Here is a 21,483-nt window from a genome sequence, read left to right as displayed (position 1 = left end):
AAGGGTCGATGATCAGTGAGCACCCGTCAGACGGGCCCCGCGCAGACACCCACGGCCACCCTGCCGCAGACCGCCGTAGCGGCCACACCGCACCAGCAGCAGCTGTACGTCGCCCATGAGCTGACGCCGGACCACACAGCCCACGAGCTGCGGTTGACCGTCACCTTCGAAGGCACCACGGACGCCGCGCGGCTGCGGTCCGCCGTGGCCGATTGCGTCCGGCGCCACGACGCGCTGCGCACCCGATTCGCCTTCGAGGGCACCACCCTGGTGCAGTCGGTGCACAGCGAACCGCCGTCGTTGTGGGCGGAGCCGGACGCCGCCTTCGACCCGGAGCGGGGACCGCTGCTGCGGGCCGCCGTGGAACCCGTCGGCCGCACCGGTCTCCGGCTGACACTGACCCTGCATCGCATGGTCGCCGACGAACGGTCTCTCGACCTTCTCCTCGAGGACCTCCTGACCGCCTGGCAGGCCCAGGACGGACCGCAGGCGGCACACCTGCCCGCCTCACCCGCACCGCAGTTCACCGAGTACGCCGCGGACGGCCCCGCCGCCGCGTACGAGGACGCCGGGGACCTGACACCCCCGCGGCTCGCGAACGTCCTTCCCGACCGGGCCGCCCCCCACCGGTTGCGCTTGCCGGCTGCGGCCGTCGCGGGTCTGCGCGACCTGTGCGCGGAGGCCGGCGCCGTTTACGACGACGGGCTGACCGCCGTGCTGGCCCTGCTGGTCGCCCGGTACACCGACACCGACGACATCCTCATCGCCACCACCCGTGACGAGCGCGGGACCGCGTTCGCCTCCGCCGTCGGCCCGTTCACCACTCCCTCGACCGTCCACGCGGACCTGACCGGGGACCCGGACTTCCGCACCGTACTCGGAAGGCTCCGGCACCTGGCCCCTCGCGGCGCCGGTGCCGACTGGCCCGACGAACAGCCGCCGCTCCCCGTCGCCTTCGAGTCGCGCGCGACGCACACCGGCGTGCGGGAGCTGCCGGACGGGGTCGTCGTCACCCGCCAGGACACCCCCGCGCCGCACCCCCACACGCTGCGGCTGACCGTCACGCCGGACGGGCAGGCCCGCTTCGACGCCGCCTGGCCCGACTGGCTGACCGAGCAGTTCGCCCGGCACTACGCCCAGCTCCTCACCGAGGTCGTACGGAACCCGAGCGATCCGGTGCACACCCTCGCGGTGCCCACCACCGGGCAAACCGCCCACGCGGCACCGGAGGCGAGCGAGGAGACCGTCCTCGACCGGTTCGCCCGCCATGCCGCCGACCGGCCCGACGCCGTCGCGGTCCGCCACGACAGCGAACAGCTCACCTACGCCGAGCTCGACCGGCGCTCCAACCGGCTCGCCCGGCACCTGCGGCAACTCGGTGTGGGCCCCGAGGTCCTGGTCGGCCTCTGCGCGGAACGGTCCCTGGACCTGGTCGTGGCGATCCTCGGCATCCAGAAGGCCGGCGGCGCCTACGTCCCCCTGGACCCGGCGTACCCGGACGCCCGGCTGTCCTTCATCGTGCGGGACACCGCGCTGACCCATGTACTGGTCGACGAACCCCCGGGCGCCTGGCTGGACGGCTTCACCGGCGCCGTCGTCTCGCTCCGGGACGACGCGGCCGTCATCGCCGCGCACCCTGCCGAGGCACCGGACCACCAGGTCCGTCCGGACGACCTGGCGTACGTCATCCACACCTCCGGTTCCACGGGGGAACCCAAGGGCACCCTCGTCCCGCACCGCAATGTCGCCCGGCTGTTCACCTCGACCCGCCACTGGTTCGGGTTCGGCCCCGACGACGTCTGGACGCTGTTCCACTCCTACGCCTTCGACTTCTCGGTGTGGGAGCTGTGGGGTGCGCTTGCCCACGGCGGCCGGCTCGTCGTCGTCTCCTACGAGACCAGCCGGGACCCCCGCGCGTTCCTGCGGCTCCTGGGCGCCGAAGGGGTCACCGTCCTCAACCAGACCCCGTCGGCGTTCGCCGTGCTGATGCGCGAGGAGAAGCGCGCGGACGTCGCCGTACCGGCCCTCAGATACGTGGTGTTCGGCGGCGAGGCGCTGGAGCCGCGAACGCTGCGCCCGTGGTTCGAACGGCATCCCGGCGGACCGCGCCTGGTGAACATGTACGGCATCACCGAGACGACCGTCCACGTCACCTACCGGCCCATCTCCGCGCAGGACGCCGAGGAGGGCACCGGCAGCGTCATCGGCGTCGCCATCCCGGACCTCGCGCTGGACGTCCTCGACCACCGGGGCCGCCCCGTGCCCGACGGTGTCGTCGGCGAACTGTACGTACGCGGTGCCGGACTCGCCCGCGGCTACCTCGGGCGCCCGGAGCTGAACGCGGCCCGCTTCGTCACGCTGCCCGGCGGCCGGGCCTATCGCACCGGCGACCTGGTGGCGCGGCTGCCCGGCGGAGAACTGGAGTACTGCGGCCGGGCCGACGACCAGATGAAGATCCGGGGCTTCCGGATCGAGCCGGGGGAGGTGGAGGCAGCACTCGTCGGGCATCCGGACGTACGGGAGGCCCTGGTGTCGGCCCTCGACGACGGCCGGGACGGCGGCCCGGGGCTCGTGGCCCACGTCGTTACCGAGCGGGCCGGCCTGGGCGCCGCAGAGCTGCGGGACCACCTCCTCGCCACATTGCCTCCCCATATGGTTCCGGCAGCCTTCGTGGTGCTCGACCGCTTCCCGCTCACCGTCAACGGGAAGGTCGACAGGCGCCGACTGCCCGCCCCGTCCCGTGCGGCCGACACGCCGGTCACCGCCTCGGCCAGCCATGCGGAGGAGATCCTCGTCCAGGTCTGGAGCGAGGTGCTCGGCCATGAGCGGGTGGGCACCGACGAGAACTACTTCCTGCTGGGCGGCGACTCGATCCGCACCATCGCCCTGCTCAGCCGGGCCCGGGAGAGAGGGCTGGACTTCCGGCTCCAGGACCTCCTCCGGTACCAGACCATCCGGGAGCTGGCCCCGCACACCTCACTCGTCGCCCCCGGCAGCGGGGGCTCCCAGTACCGGCCGCTGTCGCTGCTGACCGCCGAGGACCGGGCCGCGCTGCCCGCCGACGTCGAGGACGCCTTTCCGCTCTCCCAGCTGCAGGCCGGCATGCTCTACCACAGCGGGCTGGACGCGGCCGAGCGGATCTACCACAACGTCTGCGGGTACCACATCCGGGCCGCCTGGTCCGAGAACGCCTGGCGCACCGCCCTGGACTCGATGGTGGCCGACCACCAGATCCTGCGGACCTCCTTCCACCTTGAGGGTTTCGGTGAACCGCTCCAGCTGGTGCACCGTCGTGTCACGGCCCCGGTCTCCTTCGAGGACCTGCGCCACCTGGACGAGGCCGGCCGGCGAACCGCCCTGGACGAGCGGTTCACCGCCGAGAAGCAGACCCCGTTCTCCTGGGACCAGGCCCCGCTGATCCGGTTCCACGCGCAGCGGTTGACCGACCACACCTTCCAGCTGTGGGTCACGGAACACCACGTGATCCTCGACGGCTGGAGTGAGCGCTCGCTGATCACCGAGCTGTTCGACCGCTATCTGCGCTGCGTCGACGACTCCCGGACATCCGGGATCGCCTTCCCGGAACCGCCCGCCGCCCGGTTCGGCGCGTTCGTCGCGGAGGAACGCGCCGCCGTGGCCGACGAGGAGCACCGCGCCTTCTGGGCGGAGCACCTGGCCGACTGCGAGTTCGCGGCCCTGCCCCGGCTGTGGCCCGCCACCGGGCGGCCCGACATGCGCCTCGTCCCCGTGGAGTTGCCGCCGGACGAGGCGTCGGCGCTGACCGAGGCCGCCGAACGGCTCGGGGTGCCCGTGCGTACCCTTCTGCTCGCCGCCCACCTGCGCGTGGTCTCCCTGCTCACCGGGAGCCCCGACGTCGTCACCGGCGTCGTCTACAACGGTCGTACCGAGGACCGCGACGGCGACCGGGTGCTGGGCATGTTCCTCAACACGCTCCCGTTCCGTACCCGGCTGACCGGAGGCACCTGGGACGACCTGGTGGCCGCCGTCAACCGCACCGACATCGCCGTACAGCCGCACCGCCGTTTCCCGATGCCGGAGATCAAGCGTGCCGTCGGCGGCCGGGAGCTGTTCGACAGCTTCTTCAACTTCACCCGCTTCCACGTCTACCGCTCGGTCCTGGACCGGACGGCCGAACTCGAGGTGCTCGACGAGCGACGCGTCACCAACACCAGCATCCCGTTCGGCGCGGAGTTCTCCCAGGACCTGACCTCGGCCGCGGTACTCCTGCATCTGCGCTACGACGCCGACCGGTTCACCGACGAGCAGGTGGCCGAGATCGGCGGCTACTACCGTCGGACGCTCACCGCGCTGGCCACCGCTCCCGGGGACCGGTACGAACACACCGTGCTGCTCTCCGAGGCGGAGCTGCGCCGACTCGGCGGGTGGCACGGCGATCCCGTCCCCCGGGACGGCAACCGCTTCTTCCCGGAGCTGTTCGAGGACCGGGCGCAGGAGCGGCCGCACGCGCCGGCCGTGGCCGACGGCCGCACCACGCTCGACTACTCGGAGCTGAACTCGCGGGCCAACCGGCTGGCCCGGGAACTGCTCGCCCGCGGCGCCGGCCCCGGCCGCATCGTCGCCCTCGCCCTGCCCCGCTCCGCCGAGCTGCTCGTGGCCCTGGTGGCGGTACTGAAGACCGGCGCCGCCTATCTGCCCGTCGACCCGCAGTACCCGCGGGACCGGATCACCCTGCTGCTGACGGACGCCCGGCCGACGCTCCTGGTGACCACCGCCGGGACGGACCGTGCCCTGCCCGCGGCGGACGTCCCGCGGCTCGTCCTGGACGACCCCGCGGTCGACCTGTCCGCCCGGTCCGACGGCGATGTCACCGACGCGGAGCGTCCGCGCCCCCTGAACCCGGCCGACCCGGCGTACATCATCTACACGTCCGGGTCCACCGGGCGGCCCAAGGGCGTGGTCGTCTCGCACGCCAACATGGCCGACCTGCTGGCCTGGCTGGCCGGCTTCCTCGGCACGGAGGGGCTCAGCCAGGTGCAGGCCACCACCTCGGTCAGCTTCGACGTCTCCGTCTTCGAGATCTTCGGCCCGCTCGCCACGGGCGGCACCGTCCGGATCCACCGGGATCTGCTCGCCCTGGCCGACGAGGAGACCCTGGCGGACGGCCCGGTCACCGCCCCGGCCCTGGTCAGCGGGGTGCCCTCGGTCTTCGCCGACCTGATCCGGCGACTGGACCCGGCGATCACCGCGGGAACGGTGGTGCTGGCCGGCGAACAGCTGGGCGCCGCGGTGGCGAACGAGATCGCGGCGGCGTTCCCCGGCGCGCGCGTCGCCAACGTCTACGGCCCCAGCGAGGCCCCCGTCTACGCCACCGGCTGGCTCGGCGACGGGCCCTTCGACCAGGCACCCCCGGTGGGCCGCCCGTCCTGGAACACCCGCTCCTACGTTCTCGACCAGGGACTGTGCCCGGTGCCCGTGGGTGTGCCGGGCGAGCTCTATCTGGGCGGCCCGGGCCTCGCCACCGGCTATCTCGGCCGGCCTTCGCTGACCGCGGAGCGCTTCGTCGCCGACCCGTACGGCGAGCCGGGAGCCCGGATGTACCGCACGGGGGACCTGGTGCGCTGGCTGCCGGACGGCAACCTGGACTTCCTCGGACGGCTGGACGACCAGGTCAAGATCAACGGCTTCCGGATCGAACTGGCCGAGGTGGAGGCGACTCTCGCCGACCACCCCGACGTCGTCCAGGCGGCCGTCGTGGTCCGCGAGGACCGGCCCGGTGACCGCAGGCTGGTCGGCTACGTCGTCCTGGAACCCGGCGCCGGGGTCGACGGCCCGGCGCTGCGCCGCCACGTCGAGGGCGCCCTGCCCCGGCACATGGTGCCGATGGTCGTCACCCTGCCGACCCTGCCCCGCACCCCCAACGGCAAGCTGGACCGGCGGGCGCTGCCCGCACCGGACCCCGGCAGCGCGGCGGGCCGCGAGGAGCGGCCGCCCGGCACCGCCCTGGAGAAGGAGCTGGCCGCGCTCTTCGGCGAGGTCCTGGGCGCGGACGGACCGGCAGCCCGGTTCAGCGCCCACGACAGCTTCTTCGACCTCGGCGGTCACTCGCTGCTCGCCTTCCGGCTGCTGGGGCGGCTGCGCACCAGGTTCGGGGCCCGGTTCGGCATCGACACGCTGTTCCGCACCCCGACCGTCGCCGGTCTGGCCGCACTTCTCGACGGTCCGGCGCCGGAGGCGGACCCCGACGGCGCGCTGGACGTGCTGATCCCGCTGCGGCCGCATGGCGTCCGGGAGCCGCTGTTCTGCTTCCACCCCGGCGTCGGCCTCGGCTGGGTGTACTCGGGTCTGCTGCGCCATCTGGACGGCGAGCGCCCGATCTACGGCCTCCAGTCCCGCGGCCTGGACGACCCCACCGCCCTGGTCCCTGACCTGGCCGCGATGGCCAGGGACCATGTGGCACAGCTGCGCTCCGTCCAACCCCACGGCCCTTACCACCTGTTGGGCTGGTCCATGGGCGGCATCCTCGCCCACGAGGCGGCCCGGCTGCTGCGCGCCGAGGGCGAGGAGGTCGCGCTGCTGACGCTGCTCGACTCCTATCCCCGGCGCCCGGACGCCCGCCCGGTGGACTACGACCAGCCCGAGGCGCTCGCGGAGGTACTGCACTCGCTCGGGCTCCGGCAGCCGGGCGGCGCGCCGCCGCTCGACCCGGCGACGGCCCTGCGCATCCTGACCGAGCACGGCAGCCCGCTCAGCACGCTGTCGAGCGATCAACTGGCCTCGGTGGCACGGGTGTTCACCAACAACGTCAGCGCTCAGCGGCGCCACGACTCGCGGCCCGTCGACGTGGACGTGCTGTTCTTCGAAGCGATGGAGGACAAGGCGCCCGATCCCGAGGGGCCGGACGACTGGGCGCCCTACACGAGCGGGCGGATCGAGAGTCACCCGGTCGCCTGCCGGCACGGTGACATGCTCGCCCCCGGCCCCCTGGCCGAGATCGCCGCCGTCCTCGTCCGGCGCCTGGACGGACCGGACCACACCGCGTGAACGATCCCGCCGGCATCCTGCCCGACCTGTCAGGAGACACCTGTGAGAAGTCCCTTCGACGCCCCGGCCGACTCCGCGGGCCGCTTCCTCGCTCTGGTCAACGACCGGCACGAGTACTCGCTGTGGCCCGCGGCGGCGGACGTACCGGCAGGGTGGTCGGTCGCGTACGGGCCCGCCGCCCGGACGGACTGCCTGGAACTGATCGAACGATCCTGGGCGGACGACCTCATCGGGGCATCGCATGACCGCTGACCTCGCCGGTGTCGTCGATGGGCCCACGCTCCCCTTCCACCTGATCGACCCGGCCGTGCATCCGGACCCGGACACCTGCGACACCTGGCGCGAACTGAGGGCGGAGCACCCGGTCGTCCGGTGCGAGACCGGCGACGGCGGCCCGGGCTTCTGGGCGGTCACGCGCTACCGTGACATCGCCTCGGTCTACCGGGACACCGCGCGGCTCAGTTCGGAGCAGGGCAACATGCTCGGCACCCTGCTCACCGGCGGGGACTCCGCGGGCGGCCAGATGCTGGTGGTCACCGATCCGCCACGGCACACCGCCCTGCGCCGCATGCTGACGGGCGCGTTCTCGGCCCGCGCCATGGCCCCGGTCGTGGACGGTGTCAGAACCGCCACCCGGAGTCTGGTGGCGGCCCTGGTGGAGGCGGGCGGGGGCGACTTCGTCGCCGATGTCGCGGCGCAGATCCCGCTCGTCGCGATCTGCGAGCTGCTCGCCGTGCCGCCGTCGGACCGCGCCGCGATGCTGGAGATGACCATGGCCGCGCTGGGCGCGGACGGTACGCGGGAGTCCCAGGAAGAGGCCGCGGAGGCCCAGCAGGAGATCCTGCTCTACTACGCCGGGTTGCTCCCCGGCCGCCGCAAGGCGCCCGGCGAGGACATCGTGAGCCTGCTCGCCACCGAGGAGGCCGGCGGTGCCCGTCTCAGCGACGCCGAGGTGCTGCTGAACTGCTACAACATCATCATCGGTGGGGACGAGACGACACGGCTGTCGTCCGCGGGTGCGGCGCTGGCACTGATGGAGCACCCGGAGCAGTGGGAGCGGCTGTGCCAGGACGAGGGACTGCTCGATCCCGCGGTGGAGGAGGTGCTGCGCTGGACGACTCCGGTGACGCACATCGGCCGTACCGCAACTGTGGACATCGAGCTGAGGGACCGGCGGATCACCGCCGGCAGCATCGTCACGCTGTGGAACATCTCGGCGAACCGGGACGAGGAGATCTTCGAGGACCCCTACCGTTTCGACATCTCCCGCGCTCCGAACCGGCACCTGACCCTCGGTCACGGCCCGCACTTCTGCCTGGGCGGTCCGCTGGCCCGGGTGGAACTGCGCGTCATGCTGGAGGAGTTGTGCGCTCAGGTCGGTGAACTGGAGCCGGCCGGGCCGGTCGAGCGGATGGCCTCGAGTTTCCTGACCGGCGTGAGCAGGCTCCCGGTGCGATGTTCGGCAAGTTCGTGACGGGGTGGTGCGGGCGGCACACCACGGTGCCGCCCACCGCTGCGGCCGGCCGGTCAGGCGGGGGCACCGGGCGGCCCGGCGGCCGGGTCGTCCGCGGAGTCCTCCAGATGCCGGGCCAGTTCCCGCAGGGTCGGACACCGGTACAGGTCCACCAGGGTGAAGCCCGGTACCAGCGTCATGGTGCGCATGGCCCTCATCGAATCGCCGCCGAGCATGAAGAAGTCGTCGTCGCGGCGCACCGACGCGACGCCCAGCACCTGCTGCCAGACCGCGCCGAGCCGTTCCTCCCAGGGGCCCTGCGGCCGGTCCTCGGCGGGCACCGCGGGTTCGGGTCCGGCCGGTACGGGCGCGAAGGCGGCGGGAAGGGCCTTGCGGTCGATCTTGCCGTTGGGGCTGAGCGGCAGCACCGGCAGCGTGAGCAGGGCGCCGGGGACCATGTGCGGCGGGAGCCGGGATGCCAGGTGTTCCCGTACGTCGTCGGCCCGGAAGGCGGCGCTGTCGTGCGGCACGGCGTAGCCGACCAGGACCGGGGCGCCGACGGCGTCGGTCTGTGCCGTCACCACGGCCTCCTTGACCGTCGGGTGGTCGCGCAGCGCCGCCTCGATCTCGGTGAGTTCGACGCGCAGGCCGTGGATCTTCACCTGCAGGTCGACCCGGCCGATCAGCTCGATCAGTCCGTCGGCGTCGAACCGGGCCAGGTCTCCGGTGCGGTAGAGGCGCTCGCTGACAGGTCCGTACGACCACGACAGGAAACGCTCCGCGGTCCGCTCGGGCTGGTCCAGGTACCCGCGGGCGAGCCCGGTGCCGGCCAGGTACAACTCGCCCGTGACGCCGGGCGGTACGGGCCGCAGGGTCTCGTCGAGGATGTACACCCGCTGGTTGGCCATCGGACGCCCGTACGGGATGCTCGTCCAGGCCGGGTCGGTGGCCTCGACCTCGAAGAGGGTCGAGTAGATGGACGCCTCCGTGGCGCCGCCGAGGGAGATGAAACGGCTCTGGGGTGCGCGGGACCGGACGCGGTCCGGCATCCGCAGGGGGATCCAGTCACCGGCGAGCATCACCAGCCGCAGGTCGTGCAGGGGCAGCGCCCGCTTGAACGGCTGCGGGTGGGCGGGCTGCTCGTCGGGTGCGGACCGGTCGGTGTGGTCGAGGTGTTCCAGGAGCAGGTCCAGCAGCGCCGGCGCGGTGTTCCAGAGGGTGATGCGGTGGCGGGCCGACAGCTCGGCCCAGTGCGCGGGGTCCCTGGTGCGGCCGGGCGAGGGCAGCACCAGGGTGCCTCCGCCGACGGGTACACCGAGGAATTCGTACACCGACATGTCGAAGCTCGGCGACGACAGGCCCAGCACCCTGTCGCCCGGTCCCACGCCGAAGCGGGTGTTGAGGTCCGCGATGTTGTTCATCACGCCGCGATGGCACAGGGCGATGGGCTTGGGCGTGCCGGTGGAGCCCGACGTGTGCATGACGTAGCAGAGGTGGTCCGGACCGGCCAGCGGCTCCGGATCGTGGTCGGGCTCGGCGGCCAGCTCATCGGCCGCGCGGTCGAGGACGATCAGACGGGCTCCGGGGCCCTCGGCCGGCGGGAGGCCGTCGGCGAGATCGCTGCGGCTGATCACGGCCACACAGGAGGCGCCCGTGATCATGGTGGCCACGCGCGATCTCGGGTAGCCGGGGTCGAGCGGTACGTAGGCGCCGCCCGCCTTGAGCACGCCGAGGATGGCGACCAGGAGATCGGTCGACTGGTCGAGGTAGAGGCCGACACGCCGGTCGGGACCGACGCCGAGTCTCCGCAGACGGTGGGCCAGCCGGTTGGCGGCCGTGTTGACCTGGCGGAACGTCAGCAGGCGGTCGTCCTGGGCCACGACGACGGCGTCCGGGGTGCGCGCGGCCTGATCCTCGAACGCCTTGTGCAGACACGACCGCGGGTGCGGCAGGTCCGCCGCGGTGGCGTTCCACTCGACGAGGATCTGGTGCAGCTCGCTCTCGCCGAGGAACTCCAGCTTGGCCAGGGGCAGGTCCGGTCGGGCGAGCCCCTCGGTCAGCAGGGCGTCGAAATGGGCGAGCAGTCGCTCGGCCGTGGCGGCGTCGAGGACCGACTCGTCGTAGCGCAGTTCGATCGGCAGCGGGCCGTCGCCCACGGCGGGCAGCACCAGCTGCGCCTCGCAGGGGAGGTCGGCCGGGACCGTCGCTCCGGTGCGGACGGGGACGCGGCCCCCCGCCAGGTGCTCCTGTGCCGCTTCGGCGTCCTTTTCGGCGTCCTTCACCAGCGTGCGGAAGGTGGCCTCCCCGGTGACCGCCAGACGGAGAGCGGTGTCCTCGGTGCGGTCCCGGCTCGGCCCGAGTTCGATGTGGTTGCGGCCGGTGTACCGGTACAGCAGAACGGCGAACGCGGCGAGTGCCGCGCGTTCCCGGGTGGTGCCACAGGCCTTCGCCAGCGTTTCGAGGCCGGCGTCGTGCATCGCGGGGACATTCCGGCGCGCCGTTCCCGTGCGGCGCGGCCGGGAAGCGCCACTCGTCCGGGGACCGCCACTCGTCAGGTCGCCTGGGAGTTGAACGGCATAGGAAGTCAATTCCCCGCCTTCCGTCTCGTGGTTCCGGGCGGCGCATACGCGCGTATTCGACACGCGAACCCGTCCCTGACCGACATATTGCCAAATACATTGCGACAACAACTGGTTGGCGAGATTATCGATCACCTCAGATCATTACAAGGTGACGAGCGTCACAGTATTTTCTTTGAGAAGTGGGAGCACTGCCTCATGCAATGTCTTTCAGGGTCTCGGCTCCGCAACGGGATATTTCCGACCGGCCGGGAGGTCGCACCATGAAATCCGCCGGTTTGGCCGCACAGTCGGCACTCGATTCTCTCGACATCGGCGAGTTGTCACGCCGGGACGGGGAGAAATGGGCGCATGCCGGAGCGGACGTGCTGGGCTCCTGGGTCGCGGACATGGACTTTCCCACGGCACCCGCGATCCGTGAGGCGGTGGCGCGCCGGGCCGCGGGGGACCTCGGCTATCCGACGTGGTTCGACGAGTCGGAGGGCGGTCCGCTCGGCGAGGTGTTCGCCGAGCGGACCCGACGCCGATACGGACACACCCCCGACCCCACCCATGTGCGGCTGTTCACCGACATCAACCAGGCGATGCTGGCCACCCTCCAGCTGGCCACCGCCCCCGGCGAGGCGGTGCTGGTGCACACCCCGGCCTGCCCCCCGTTCGTCGAGGTCATCGAACGGATCGGGCGCCGGCCGCTGACCGTGCCCATCGAGGACGACGGCACGGGCTGGGGATTCGATCCGGACCGGATGGAGCGCGCCGTCGCGGACGCGGGGCCCGGGCGGTGCCGCGCCCTGTTCCTGGTGAACCCGCACAATCCCACCGGCAGGGCGTTCCGGCGGGCCGAACTGGAGGCGCTCGCCGAACTGGCGCTCCGTCACGACCTGCTGGTCGTCTCCGACGAGGTGCACGCGGATCTGACCCACGCCCCGCACCGCCACGTTCCGTTCGCCTCGCTGGGTCCCGAGGTGGCGGCCCGCACCGTCACCCTGACCTCGGGCAGCAAGGCGTTCAACCTGGCCGGGGTCCGCTGCGCGGTCGCCCATGTGGGCCCCAGAGCCGTGCGTGACGCCATCGATGCCCGGCAGGGCCTGTCCTTCGGCCAGGTGGGCGTGCTCGCGGTGGAGGCGCTCAAGGCCGCCTGGACCTCGGGCGATCCCTGGCTGGACGAGGTCATGGCGCTGCTCGACCGCAACCGCCACCGGGTGGCCGAGCGGCTCCCCGCGGGGCTCGCCTACCGGATCCCGGAGGCAGGGTTCCTCGCCTGGCTCGACTGCCGCCGCCTGGACGTGGGCGACGATCCCATGGCCTTCTTCCGCGACGAGGCCAGAGTGCTGCTGTTCTCCGGCCCGGCCTTCGGTGCGGCGGGAAACGGATTCGTGCGCCTCAATTTCGGCACCTCCCTCAACGTGCTGGACGAAACACTGGACCGTATGGACACCGCGGTCCGGCGTCTAAGGAAGTGACTGTCTCCTTTGTCCTGTTGACTCGCACCGGGCAACGCCTAGTAAGGTGGAAACCAAGATCACGGGGGCTTTTCTTGATTACACGCACGGTCGACAGACCATGCCAGTCGAACCGATTTGTCAGGCGCTCCGTGTCAACCCGAACAATCGGGATCAGACGGCCCACCCAATCAGTGCCGCCTAACGATCCGGAGGGCTGATGACCATTCACACTGTCGAAAGCGTGCAATTCACCAGCGGAAATGTAAGCGTACATAGGCCGGGGGATTCGGCGGATATCCCTTCCTTCCGGCAACTGCGCCGCGTACGCCGGGAGAAACTGCTCGAGGACCTGGCACAGGGACGCACGGCAAGCCGCTACTTCCCGGTGCTGTCGGTCCTGGCGCCCGTCATGACCCAGGCCGAGGGGGAGATCACCTACCCCGGTGATCCGATGTGCCTCTACACGGCGATCTCCGTGGCCGTGCACCGCGCCGTCGACGACGCGGGCCCCCTGGCGGAGGCCACGCACTACAACGACTTCGCCCCCGAGTGGACCCGGTTACCGTCCAAGGAGTACCGGCTGGCCGCCGCGGCCGACGGCTACCGGCCGTACGGCAGCGACCCCAACACCGACCAGACGGTGTTCGACCCGCGGGTCTGGGACGACGCGGCCAGAGTGCGCTGGATCCGGCTGCTGCGCGAGGTCCGCCCCCGGGTCGTCCTGATCAGCGCGGTCTCGCCTGCGCACCGCTACGCGCTGGAGATCGCCTCCCTCGTCAAGAGTGAACTCCCCGAGGCCTTCGTCATCCTCGGCGGCCGGCACGCGGACGAGACCATCACCTGTACGCCGGACGGTCTGAGGGTCCTCCTGAAGCCGAGCAGCCCGCTGTCCGTCATCCAGGAGGGCAAGGCGCCCCGGGTCGTCGACGCCGTCGTGACCGGCGAGGCCCACCACGCGGTGGACCTGCTGATGCGAGCCGTGGCCCTCGCCGTCGACCTGGAGCGGCAGTGGGTGGACCGCGACCGGGTCCTCGGACTCCTCCAGGCACTGCTCGCCGAGGAAGGCCCCGGCCCTGGCCAGGCCCTGGCCGTCGTCGCCTCGGACGACGGCTTCGAAGCCGTACCGCTGCGCGGTCGAACGCTCGACCTCGCCGACCTCCCCTCGCCGTACGAGGCATTCGCGATCCGCTCGCACTTCCCGATCTTCACCGCACCCGACACCGGTGCGGTCCTGCGCACCGCCCACTTCATGGTCTCCAACGCCTGCCCGTACCGCTGCAACTTCTGTTCGGAGTCGGTGCAGGTGGCGGGCACCCTGAAGCGCTTCAGGCGCGACCCGATCAGTACGGCTGTCGAGCGGGTCTGCGAGTACGTCCACTACGGCGCCGAATCGCTCTTCTTCGACGACTCCGTGTTCTGGAGCGGACGTTACCGGGACATCGCGGACTTCTGTGACGCACTGGCCGAGCTGCAGGCGGCGGACGGCGACCAGATCCCTGCCCGCTACGCGGCGCACCTCGGCGACCCCGACGACCTCGAACGGCTGCGCCGGCTCCAGTGGGGCGCCCAGCTCACCGTGGACACGCTCGTGGCCCTGCACTCGCCCGAGCAGTCCGCCGAGATCCTCAGGAAGATGAAGGCCGCCGGGTGCACCTACGTCTACATGGGCATCGAGAGCATGTCGACGCAGGTCATGGACCACATCCACAAGAACCTCCGCCGGGACGAGAGCCGCCCCTGGAAGGCGAAGGTCAGGGAAGCGGCCCGCCTGGTGAAGGAACAGGGGCTGCAACTGGGCACCTCGGTGCTCTTCGGCCTGGACGGAGAGACGCGCGCCAGCATCGACGAGACCATCCACGAGGTGGGGCGGCTGATCGACGACGGCTTGATCGACCTCGCCAGCCCCAACATCCTCACCTACCATCCCGCGACCCCGGTCACCGCCCAGCACGGCATGCAGGACCGGCTTGACTACCACTCGCCCCGCATCGACAACAGGAAGCCCTACATCTACTTCGAGGAGGCCTTCCCCGGCGTGGTCTCGGTCCTTCTCTCAGAGGGCGACATCTGGCACATCCACAACGAGACACGCATCCACTGGGGCATCGTCCGCAACGGATCGTCCCCGACCGAGGCGATCCCGTGATCCTCGGGCCTGTTGTACGACCTCGACTACCCGCCCGCCGACGGGGGTCGGCAGCAGCCTGTTTGCACGGTCCGGGAGGAACACCGCATGATCGCGAACGGCGTGGTGTCGAGTGTGTCCCGGATGAACCTGGATGAGTCGAGATTCCCAAGGCGGCTACTGGGCCTGCTTTCGCACGGCCTGGAGCTCTTTGAGCGCCTGGCCCCAACCGGGCCTGGGGCGCCGACTTCACTCACGTGGCCGCGCGGGTCGTGTGCTCGCTCATGCGCTGGAGGCCGGTCAGTTCTTCCGCCTCGGTCTTCCGGCGCTGCATCAGTGTGGTGCGGGCCGGACCGAAGGCGGGCCGCGACTCGCCTTCGGTCCGGCCCTGGCCGGGTGACCGTCCCGGAATCCGGTGACAGCCTCCCGGACGTGCTCGGCCCGCAGACGGGCGGGCTGAAGTCGGAGGGATGTCAGGTTCGGCTGGGGCCGCGGCTGGGCCCGCCGTCCTTCCGGGCCGGACGGCTCGGAAGGTTCCGCCAGGGGTTCAGGCCGATGGTGCATGAGCCGGCTGACCGCCTGGTCCTGTGTCTGGGTCTCCGTACTGACCAGGACGACACGGCCGTGCTGCGTGTCTACCTCGTCGACGACCCCAGTCGACGCCGTCCAGCCTCCAAGCCGTCGGCCGGACAGTGGCGAATCGTCCAGCGCACGGCTCAGGCCGAAGCCGAGCTTGCGGTGCCGGAGCAGATGAACCACGTGAGCCCGGCCCAGTGAACCGTATGAGCCGGCCCACCGCCGGGAATCGTGTCGCCTGCATCAGGTCACCGAAAGCGACCGGCCCGCCGGCGGCGGCCGCGAGAAGCGCCGGCCGACAGCGCGTCCAATGCCGGGATCTCGCTCACCACGTTCTGCCCGACCGGTCGGCCGCACTCCGTGTTCGGACGGATGGAAGGCCAGTGGCCGAGTCGGGAACAGCCGGTCCGGTCGGCACGGTTGCATCGACGGAGGGACCGGCGCCGCATGGGTGGGGAAGAGGGAGACCACACGGTCGTCCGCGCCACCAGGATCCGGGCCCCAGAACCACGGTGCACCCGCCGTGGACTCGGACCAAGACGTATTTCTGCAGGAGGACTGCTTCGTGACTTACCGGCCCTTGACGCTCATGGCAGTACACGCCCACCCCGACGACGAGGCCACCGGAACCGGAGGGGTCCTGGCGCGGTACGCGGCGGAGGGCATCCGTACGGTTCTCGTGACGTGTACCGACGGCGGTTGCGGTGATGGGCCGGGAGGTGTCAAGCCCGGCGATGCCGGACATGATCCGGCGGCGGTCGCCTTGCTGCGTCGGCAAGAACTCGAGGCGAGCTGTGACGTCCTGAAGATCAGCGATCTGGAGATGCTGGACTATGCCGACTCCGGAATGATGGGCTGGCCGAGCAACGACGTCCCCGGATCCTTCTGGCAGACCCCCGTGCAGGAAGGCGCGGCCCGGCTCGCGGAACTCATGCGGCACTACCGCCCCGATGTGGTCGTCACCTACGACGAGAACGGTTTCTATGGCCACCCCGACCACATACAGGCCCACCGCATCACGATGACGGCGCTGGAGATGACCGAGCTGACACCGAAGGTGTACTGGACCACGATGCCGCGCTCGATGATGCAGCGGTTCGGCGAGACCATGCGCGAGTTCCAGGAGGACATGCCGGAGCCGGACCCCGCCGAGGCCGCCGCGCTGGCCGAGATCGGCCTGCCCGACGACGAGATCAGCACGTGGGTGGACACCACCGCGTTCAGCGGTCAGAAGTTCGACGCGCTGGCCGCACATGCCAGTCAGGGCGAGAACATCTTCTTCCTCAAGATGGGCAAGGAGAGGTTCGGCGAGCTGATGGGCACGGAGACCTTCGTACGTGTCCAGGACACCACCGGCACGGCGACACCCGAGAACGATCTCTTCGCCGGCCTGCGCTGACCCGCCCGACCGATGGACCCGCTGGGAAAGCGCCTGGACAGCACGGCGTGATCCAGCGGGTCACAGACCCGGGGGTTTGTTCAAGCGAGCACAGCAGTCACCGGCGCCCGTCACAGGGCGGCGGTCGTTCCCTCTCCGGAGGCGCTGCCCGCGAGCCACTGGTCCCATCCCAGGTTGAAGTCGGCGTAGCCGTTGTCGGCCGGGGCCTTGCCGCGCGGTGAGCCGGTGATGGTGATGGGGTCGCCCTGCTTCACCTGACCGTAGAACCACTTGGCGTCCGACAGGGACAGGTGGACGCAGCCGTGCGAGCCGCGGGCGCTGCCGCTGCCCGGGTTCGGGTCGCCGGTCGAGTAGTGGACGTAGGTGCCGGACTGGGTGAGGTGGATGTCCCAGGGCAGCGTCAGGTCGTAGAAGTTGGGGCTGCCCTTGTCGCAGCTGATGCCGACGCTGCAGGAGGTCATGTGGACCTTCTCCTGCTTGTCGATGACGGCCATCGTGCCGTCCCACGTTGGATACTCGGCGCTGCCCGCGTTGATCGACAGGGTGCGCACCGGTGCGCCGTTCCGGGTCACCTTCATGGTGTGGCCGGTCACCGAGACGTCCGCGCGCACGTCGTCACCGACCTTGAAGGTGTGCGTGTAACTGTGCACGCCATAGCGTCCGTTGCCGTTGCTGACACCCGTCATGTCGGCGTCGATCTTCACCGTCGTACCGGAGGGCCAGTACGTCTTCGGGCGCCAGTCGGCGCGCTTGTCGCCCATCCAGTGCCAGGCGCCGGCCACCGTCTGTGAGGCGCTCACCTTCATGTGCTTTTCCACTGTGGCCCGCGCCTTGGCCGCCACGGGGTTCGTGAAGATCACCGAGATCGGCATGGCCACGCCGACCGTGGTTCCCGTCTGCGGGGTTATCGTCTCCAGCAGCATCGGCGGGCCCGCGGGCGTCGTCGGTGACGGAGAGGTGCTCGCGCCCGGCTTGCCTGACGCCTCTGCGTCGTCCCCGCTCGCCTTGTCACTGCCGCCGCCACCGCAGGCGCTCGCGCCCATCAGCACCACGCCCGTGACGAATGCGATCCATATGCTGCCCTTGCGCCGTCCCACGAACTGCCCCGGTCTTCTCGCTCTTCGGCCCTGACGGGCCCGTCTCCCTGTCAGACAGTGAGGGCGTAGGTCGCAGTTGCACGCGGCACGTAAAACGTGTCCCAAGACTCCCTGTCATGACTCTGTGTCATGCGTACGGGTCGAAGGGGATCTCGCCCGGCTTGGCCTTGTTGAGCGTGTCGTTGAACCTGGAGTCCTGGAGCGGGAGGTTGGCATTGCCCCAGTCGGAGCCGTTCAGGACGGTGCGCAGGTTGGGTGCGAGGTTGTCCCAGGTGAGCAGGTTCTCCTGGTGCCAGACGCCGGTGTCGTTCTCGGCTGTCTCGCCCCACTTGGCGAAGCGGAAGGCGTGGGTGCTGGCGCCGTCCTTGTGGTAGACGGCCATGACCCGCCGGCCGCTCATCGGAACGTCGGCGATCGGGTGCGTGCTGAAGCCACCGTGGGCGGAGGCGGACAGGTACGACGGCGTGTCCGCCCCCTGCTGGACCCACACGACCATGCACTCCCAGTCGTGGCGGTGGCCGATTCCCGGAGAGGCCTCGTCCTTCTCGAAGTAGCTGGCGTAGATGATCCCGCACCAGCCGTTGTCGCACTTGGCTCGCGAGTAGGTGTTGGCATGGTCGAGGTGGTCGCCGCGGCACTGCCCGGTGATGGGTCCGGTCGGCTTCAGGCCGCCGTTGAGGGTCCCGTTCGCGTCGATGGCGGCGGCCGGATAGCAGGAGTCCGTGTCGTAGTCGTACACGGGCTCGAAGTACTTCTGGAACGTGGTGGCGTTCTCAGGCAGATTCTGCAGCACGCCCGCGGAGGCGCTGCCCGTCAGGGTCACGGCGAGAGCGGCGCCGCTACCCGTGACGGCGGCGGCTCTGACAAGCCGGGAGGTCCTGCTGACGGTTCGAGGCATGGGTGTCTCCATGACGATGTGGTGATCGCGGACATGACATCCGGCGTGTGCAGACAGAGACTGGCAAGCCGAGAGGCCGATGGAGGGGCTTTCCGCCAAACTCATGGCGGTATTTTGCCGAACTGATCGACGTCCGCCGGGTGATGGGGCGAGCGCGGAAGTCAGGTCGGCACACCCACAGGCGTCGCGACACGCCCCCTGCGGTACTGGCCGACGGAGAGGCCCTCGACATGGGCTGTTCAGCAGACACTTGCCCCCTCCGGTCATGAACGACCAGGCCCGCGAGGGGAGTTCGGCGTCGACCGTTGTGGTGATCTGCGGCCGGCAGGGAGCAGCGTCTGCCGGTGGCAGCGGCGCAGGATCCGCCGTGCGGTGGGCGCTGCTTCCGGCCACTACGGCAGTTTCTGGTGTGGGGAGGGGGTCGCTGGGGTCTGTCCGCAGTCGCCGTGCCAGACGGACAGCACCCCGTCGGCGGCCGTGTCAGGTCGCGTGGTGTCTTCGGTCGGCGTCAGGAACGTCGCCTTCCCTTCATCACCACCTGCAGTCGCGGAAGCGGCCTGAACGCGGGAACTCACACGAGTCCGGCGGCCTGCCGAAGCCTCGTTCGATCGCCAGAACGGGGCAGATCCTCCGCCGACATCGCCACTACGCTCGCGTTCTCCGCGAACACAGCCGGCACTTTTCCCGCTCGGGATGATCGCTGTCACTGCCGAACCAGCGCACCACAGCTTCGTTGCGTCCGTCGATCGGCTCGGAGAATCCAGCGATCGAAACCAGTAGTTGCAGCAGGTCGGACTGCACAGGAACCCGTGGGTTGCCCGCAAGACGGAACAGGAACGGCAGCACTGTCGGCACCGCCGGGTTCATCTCCCGGACCCTGTTGAGAAGGGAGTTGGTGAGTACGCGCCTGGCCTCTGGCGCGGCAGCCTGATCGAAGAGACCGTGCAACAGCACCGGGATCGCTGCTGGGCATGGCGGCCGGATCCGTGCCGCACGTCTGTGTCACCGTCCCGCCGCAACAAACCTTGGATCCTGCGTCAGCCGAACCTCGCGCGATCAGAGATCCACGCGCAAGCCCAGAGAACGAACCGTTGGTGTTCGATTCCCCCAGCACCCGTTCAAGCGCAGCTTGACGAGTTGGATGCCTGAGGTGTCTGCGCTGCCGGAAGGCTTCTCACTTCTCGGGGAGGGGTGATGGTGCCGCTTCGGGGCACTCGGGAGATAACGCGTCAGGTCATTCCAGGAGGTAGATCATGATCGCTCTCGGCATCATCCTGCTCGTCATCGGTTTCCTAACCGGCATATCGATCTTGTGGACCCTCGGCATCATCCTGGCTGTGGTCGGCGCAGCCTTTTGGATCATGGGATCCATGGGGCACGCGGTCGCCGGCCGACGCCACTACTGGTGACGGCGACCCACCTCTCGAACGGTGCCTGCCTCACCACGGCAGGTCGGAAGCCGGTACCCGCGTGTGGGTGGGTACCGGCTTCCGGCCGTGCTGTGACGCGGCGGGCTTACGCTCTCGTTCGACGTGGTCGCGGCTGGCGACGGAGCGGTGCCGGTGCTCGCCCCGGGTTGGACGGCGTGCTGCCGTAGGGTGTTCAGTCGCTTAGAACCACTAACGAAATGAGTGCCGGGGAACGCTACGGTCATTGGCATGAGTCAGAGCGGTTCGCAAGCGGCAGCATTCTTCCGAGATGCCCGTCAGAGCGGAGTGGTCTGGTTTGTTCGGGATGACAAGGGAAGCCCGGCTCCCCTCTCTGCGGACGGCACGCGAAGTCTTCCCTACTGGTCGACCTCAGCCCGGGCCCAGAGGGCGGCGAAGATCTGGGGGCATGGGCTACGTGTGGAATCCATGTCCCTGGATGCCTGGCGCGATCGTGATCTGCCTGAAGCCGCCCGAGAGGGATACATGATCGGCATCAACTGGAGCGGACCGCTCCTCGTTGGCTGGAGCTTCGCCCCGATGGAAGTTCTCAACCGGCTGGCGGCCGGTGACTAGCCCACGGCGCCGCTCAACACGGAGCGCAGTCGCCGCCGGCAGATGAGTGCGCATCCGACGGTGAGGAAGGCTTCGTGGATGTCGTCGCGTATCTCCCAGCGGACCCGCAGGCGGCGGAACCAGTGCAGGTGGGCGAACGCGCGCTCCACGACCCAGCGTTGGGTGCCGAGCCCGGAGCCGTGCTCGGTGCCGCGCCGGGCGATAAGCGGTTTCACGCCGAGGTCCCGGACCAGGCGGCGGTACTTGTCGTGGTCGTAGCCGCGGTCGCCCAGGACCACGTCCGGTCGGCGCCGAGGTCGGCCACGCTTGCCCCGCACGGGCGGCACGGCCTGGAGGAGCGGGATCAGCTGGGTGACGTCGTTGCGGTTGCCGCCGGTCAAGGTGACGGCGAGCGGGATGCCTTCGGCGTCGGTGATCAGATGGTGTTTGCTGCCCGTCCTGCCCCGGTCGACAGGGCTTCGTTCGGTTTTGGCTCCCCTTTTGACGCGCGGATGTGGGAGCCGTCGACCGCCGCCTTGGAGAAGTCCAGCGCGTTCGCGCTGCGAAGCTTGGCCAGGAGGACCTCGTGCAGCCGGGGCCACATGCCGGCGTCGGTCCACTCGGCCAGGCGGCGCCAGCAGGTCATGCCGGAGCCGAATCCACGTTTCTGCGGCAGGTGTTCCCAGGCGATCCCGGTGTGCCGGGCGAACAGGATGCCCTGGAACACCAGCCGGTCCGGATGCCGCTTGCGTCCCGGGTGCCGGATCCGACGCTCAACCTTGGGAAGCAACGGCTCGATCACCGCCCACAGCTCGTCATCGACTTCCCATGGCTTCGGCCGCGCCACCCGGCACCTCCGGATCATCGGTCCTGGAGTGATCCGACCATCTCGGAGCGCCGGCCGCG

14 protein-coding genes are annotated in these 21,483 nt (G+C 70.3%); 9 read left to right on the top strand and 5 right to left on the bottom strand.

Going from position 1 to position 21,483, the window contains the following annotated elements; translation table 11 throughout:
- Positions 1-15: 15 nt before the first annotated feature.
- The 3 genes from ACFYRX_RS33630 to ACFYRX_RS33620 are packed head-to-tail and all read left to right on the top strand — an operon-like array spanning position 16 to position 8,497.
- Positions 16-7,023 carry an amino acid adenylation domain-containing protein gene (locus ACFYRX_RS33630; RefSeq protein ID WP_389108001.1) on the top strand — a complete coding sequence of 2,336 codons (7,008 nt, stop codon included), beginning with the start codon at positions 16-18 and terminating at the stop codon, positions 7,021-7,023.
- A 42-nt stretch (positions 7,024-7,065) separates the two neighbouring features.
- A complete protein-coding gene (locus tag ACFYRX_RS33625) occupies positions 7,066-7,275 on the top strand; it encodes an MbtH family protein (protein ID WP_389107998.1) in 210 nt (69 codons plus the stop codon).
- Positions 7,265-8,497, top strand: coding sequence for a cytochrome P450 (locus ACFYRX_RS33620; RefSeq protein WP_389107995.1), 1,233 nt, complete (start codon positions 7,265-7,267; stop codon positions 8,495-8,497). The genes ACFYRX_RS33625 and ACFYRX_RS33620 overlap by 11 nt, the downstream gene beginning before the upstream one ends.
- Positions 8,498-8,550: 53 nt before the next feature.
- On the opposite strand, the gene ACFYRX_RS33615 is transcribed toward ACFYRX_RS33620, so the two are convergent.
- Entirely contained in the window at positions 8,551-10,953 is a 2,403-nt protein-coding gene (locus ACFYRX_RS33615) for an amino acid adenylation domain-containing protein (protein ID WP_389107993.1), read from the bottom strand.
- A 365-nt stretch (positions 10,954-11,318) separates the two neighbouring features.
- Between ACFYRX_RS33615 and ACFYRX_RS33610 the strand changes: the two genes are divergently transcribed.
- The 4 genes from ACFYRX_RS33610 (at position 11,319) to ACFYRX_RS33595 (ending at position 16,600) form a co-directional block, all read left to right on the top strand.
- Positions 11,319-12,518 carry a MalY/PatB family protein gene (locus tag ACFYRX_RS33610; RefSeq protein WP_389107990.1) on the top strand — a complete coding sequence of 400 codons (1,200 nt, stop codon included), beginning with the start codon at positions 11,319-11,321 and terminating at the stop codon, positions 12,516-12,518.
- Between the two features lie 391 nt (positions 12,519-12,909).
- Positions 12,910-14,646: a B12-binding domain-containing radical SAM protein gene (locus ACFYRX_RS33605; protein ID WP_389107987.1), complete on the top strand. Its 1,737-nt coding sequence runs from the start codon at positions 12,910-12,912 to the stop codon at positions 14,644-14,646.
- A 534-nt stretch (positions 14,647-15,180) separates the two neighbouring features.
- A complete protein-coding gene (locus tag ACFYRX_RS33600; protein ID WP_389107984.1) occupies positions 15,181-15,402 on the top strand; it encodes a hypothetical protein in 222 nt (73 codons plus the stop codon).
- A gap of 364 nt (positions 15,403-15,766) precedes the next feature.
- Entirely contained in the window at positions 15,767-16,600 is an 834-nt protein-coding gene (locus ACFYRX_RS33595; protein ID WP_389107981.1) for a PIG-L family deacetylase, read from the top strand.
- Between the two features lie 110 nt (positions 16,601-16,710).
- On the opposite strand, the gene ACFYRX_RS33590 is transcribed toward ACFYRX_RS33595, so the two are convergent.
- The 3 genes from ACFYRX_RS33590 to ACFYRX_RS33580 all read right to left on the bottom strand — a co-directional run bounded on the left by ACFYRX_RS33590 (position 16,711) and on the right by ACFYRX_RS33580 (position 19,462).
- On the bottom strand, positions 16,711-17,697 hold the full coding sequence (locus ACFYRX_RS33590; RefSeq protein WP_389107979.1) for an Ig-like domain-containing protein: 987 nt from the start codon (positions 17,695-17,697) through the stop codon (positions 16,711-16,713).
- 127 nt (positions 17,698-17,824) lie between these two features.
- Positions 17,825-18,595, bottom strand: a complete 771-nt coding sequence (locus ACFYRX_RS33585) for an NPP1 family protein (RefSeq protein WP_389107976.1) — start codon at positions 18,593-18,595, stop codon at positions 17,825-17,827.
- Between the two features lie 645 nt (positions 18,596-19,240).
- Positions 19,241-19,462: a hypothetical protein gene (locus tag ACFYRX_RS33580; RefSeq protein ID WP_389107973.1), complete on the bottom strand. Its 222-nt coding sequence runs from the start codon at positions 19,460-19,462 to the stop codon at positions 19,241-19,243.
- Positions 19,463-19,848: 386 nt separating this feature from the next.
- Here ACFYRX_RS33580 and ACFYRX_RS33575 point away from each other — a divergent pair, with 386 nt between their 5' ends.
- A complete protein-coding gene (locus ACFYRX_RS33575) occupies positions 19,849-20,004 on the top strand; it encodes a DUF6131 family protein (RefSeq protein WP_389107970.1) in 156 nt (51 codons plus the stop codon).
- 249 nt (positions 20,005-20,253) lie between these two features.
- Entirely contained in the window at positions 20,254-20,598 is a 345-nt protein-coding gene (locus ACFYRX_RS33570) for a DUF2750 domain-containing protein (protein ID WP_389107967.1), read from the top strand.
- Here ACFYRX_RS33570 and ACFYRX_RS33565 read toward each other — a convergent pair.
- Positions 20,595-21,442 (bottom strand): IS5 family transposase gene (locus ACFYRX_RS33565; RefSeq protein WP_389107964.1). Its coding sequence is split into 2 segments (ribosomal slippage): positions 20,595-21,085 and positions 21,085-21,442, totalling 849 coding nucleotides; the frame shifts between segments, so codons are not numbered across the junction. The two genes, ACFYRX_RS33570 and ACFYRX_RS33565, sit on opposite strands and share 4 nt — an antisense overlap.
- Positions 21,443-21,483: the final 41 nt, after the last annotated feature.

It is taken from the genome of Streptomyces sp. NPDC005374 (assembly GCF_042872225.1).
Taxonomy (GTDB): Bacteria; Actinomycetota; Actinomycetes; order Streptomycetales; family Streptomycetaceae; genus Streptomyces.
This window is presented reverse-complemented; position numbering and strand designations above follow the sequence as displayed.

Bases quoted from the DNA above. Each gene is read 5' to 3' on its own strand.
- ACFYRX_RS33620 (WP_389107995.1), top strand. From the start codon at position 7,265: ATGACCGCTGACCTCGCCGGTGTCGTCGATGGGCCCACGCTCCCCTTC.
- ACFYRX_RS33615 (WP_389107993.1), bottom strand. From the start codon at position 10,953: ATGCACGACGCCGGCCTCGAAACGCTGGCGAAGGCCTGTGGCACCACC.
- ACFYRX_RS33610 (WP_389107990.1), top strand. From the start codon at position 11,319: ATGAAATCCGCCGGTTTGGCCGCACAGTCGGCACTCGATTCTCTCGAC.
- ACFYRX_RS33605 (WP_389107987.1), top strand. From the start codon at position 12,910: ATGACCCAGGCCGAGGGGGAGATCACCTACCCCGGTGATCCGATGTGC.
- ACFYRX_RS33600 (WP_389107984.1), top strand. From the start codon at position 15,181: ATGGTGCATGAGCCGGCTGACCGCCTGGTCCTGTGTCTGGGTCTCCGT.
- ACFYRX_RS33585 (WP_389107976.1), bottom strand. From the start codon at position 18,595: ATGCCTCGAACCGTCAGCAGGACCTCCCGGCTTGTCAGAGCCGCCGCC.
- ACFYRX_RS33580 (WP_389107973.1), bottom strand. From the start codon at position 19,462: ATGAACCCGGCGGTGCCGACAGTGCTGCCGTTCCTGTTCCGTCTTGCG.
- ACFYRX_RS33575 (WP_389107970.1), top strand. From the start codon at position 19,849: ATGATCGCTCTCGGCATCATCCTGCTCGTCATCGGTTTCCTAACCGGC.
- ACFYRX_RS33570 (WP_389107967.1), top strand. From the start codon at position 20,254: ATGAGTCAGAGCGGTTCGCAAGCGGCAGCATTCTTCCGAGATGCCCGT.